This is a genomic window from Roseateles sp. (assembly GCF_049240545.1).
Lineage (GTDB): Bacteria > Pseudomonadota > Gammaproteobacteria > Burkholderiales > Burkholderiaceae_C > Paucibacter_A.
Genome location: NZ_JBMLSK010000279.1, coordinates 1 through 1,783, shown reverse-complemented (window position 1 = coordinate 1,783; position 1,783 = coordinate 1). Strand labels below are relative to the sequence as shown.

The following is a 1,783-nucleotide window of genomic DNA, read 5'->3' as shown; positions in this document are numbered from 1 at the left end:
CCCCAAGTTCCGCACCTAATCTCGCAAGTGATTGATTTCCCAAGCCCCGGGCTTTCAAAAATGCCACTACAGCCCTACGGCGCCCGCAGATCGAGGGCCTCGAACAGGCTGAGTTGCTCCGGCGTGGTCTTGCTCAGGCCCGAGTAGCTGCGCTCGCCGATGGTGGCGCGGTGCTGCTGGATGCGGCGCAGCAGCTCCAGCGCTGTGCTTGGGCTGTGCGGGCTGCCGCTGGCTTTCAAGCGTTGGCGCATCACCCGATACAGCAGCAGCGCCAGAAAGCAGATCAGCCCATGCGCGCGAATGCGCTCGGGCAGGCGGTGGTAGACCGGCGCGATCTCGATGTCGCTCTTCAGCACGCGGAAACCGCGTTCTATGTCGGCCAGCGCCTTGTAGCGCTCGACGATCTGCTGCGGGGAGAAGTCGGCCACGCTGGTGAGCAGCACGAGCTTGCCGTCGAACAGCTCGGCATGCGCGATCGCCTCGTCATCCAGTTCATAGCTGAAACGATCGGCGTTCAGGTCGATCTTGAAGAAGCGACAGAGTTCGGCCTCGCGCACGGCCTGGTTGAAGCGACTGTAGGCGCCGCGATCACTGGCGCGGCGGCCGCGTTCGGTTCGACCGGCATCTTGGGCATCGAGCTTCGCTATCAGCTTCGTCGCAAAGGCTTCGAGCTCGGTGATCCGCTCCTTTCGACGCACACCTTGCTCAGCCGCACGCACCGGATCCTGCGCCACGACCATGCGGTGCTCGGCAAACCGACCTTCGGCCAAGCCGTCCTTGAACTTCAGACCTTGCAGGGTGCCGTCGAGCTCGATGTAGCGCCGCGCCGGAACCGCCAGAATGAACTCCAGCCGGCGGGCGGCCTCATCGGCGATGCGCTTGATCTCGGCCACGTTGTCGAGACTGAGCAGCCCGCGATCCGCCACCAGAATCACCCGCTGCACATCGAAGCGCTTGAGCACCTTTTCCAGCATCGACTGCAGGGTCTTGGTCTCAGCGACATTGCCCGGATGCACCACATGCATCAGCGGCAGGCCCTCGGCTGACTGCACCACGCCCAGCACGAACTGCCGCGCGATGCCGCCGGTTTCCTTGTTCATACCGTAACGGCGCAGATCATTCTGCACCTCGCCCTCGCCGTGGATGCGTACGGTCGTGAGGTCGTAGAACACCACCGACAGCTGCTGATCCAGCATCGGCCGCAGCAGCTCGGCCACGCGATCCTCGACGGCCTCGGAGTGCTCGGCCAGCGCGTCCATGCAGCGCAGCAGATGATCGTGGCTGGGCTTCTCGGAGATGCCCGGCATCGCCACGGTGTCGAGCCACTCCAGACAGCCGAGTTTGGAATCCGGAGCACACAGCCGATTGAACACCATCGTGCGCACCAGTGCCTCGGCATCGAAGGCCCGACGCGAGGAGCGAAGCGCACGCCTCAGAGCCTCGGCGAGACCGAGCTCACTCCACAGCTGATGCAAGGCGAACAGATCGCCGTAGGCCAAAGCGCTGTCGTACTCAACCTTGGGCGCCGGCGCCGCTGACCGACCGAGCGCTCGGTTCAAGCCATTGATCAGCGGATCAAGGTCCTTGTCCTGCAGTTGATCCAAACGGCCGAGGTTGGCGACGACGCGCTGGCGCACTGAGCCCTCTTGTCGGAAGGACTCGACGATCTGCAGGTAGGTGCGTCCGCCGGAACGCGTGAGGCGCGTATACATGTGCCCACGCTACAACAGCTCAGGATCTATTTGAAGCTCCTGTGGACGCTAGGCGTGACACTACAGAGATT

1 protein-coding gene is annotated in these 1,783 nt (G+C 63.6%); it reads right to left on the bottom strand.

Annotated elements, in window-relative coordinates; genetic code table 11:
• Nucleotides 1-74: 74 nt before the first annotated feature.
• Nucleotides 75-1,712: an IS1634 family transposase gene (locus ACOVRJ_RS17815; RefSeq protein WP_422045176.1), complete on the bottom strand. Its 1,638-nt coding sequence runs from the start codon at nucleotides 1,710-1,712 to the stop codon at nucleotides 75-77.
• Nucleotides 1,713-1,783: the final 71 nt, after the last annotated feature.

Bases quoted from the DNA above. Each gene is read 5' to 3' on its own strand.
- ACOVRJ_RS17815 (WP_422045176.1), bottom strand. From the start codon at position 1,712: ATGTATACGCGCCTCACGCGTTCCGGCGGACGCACCTACCTGCAGATC.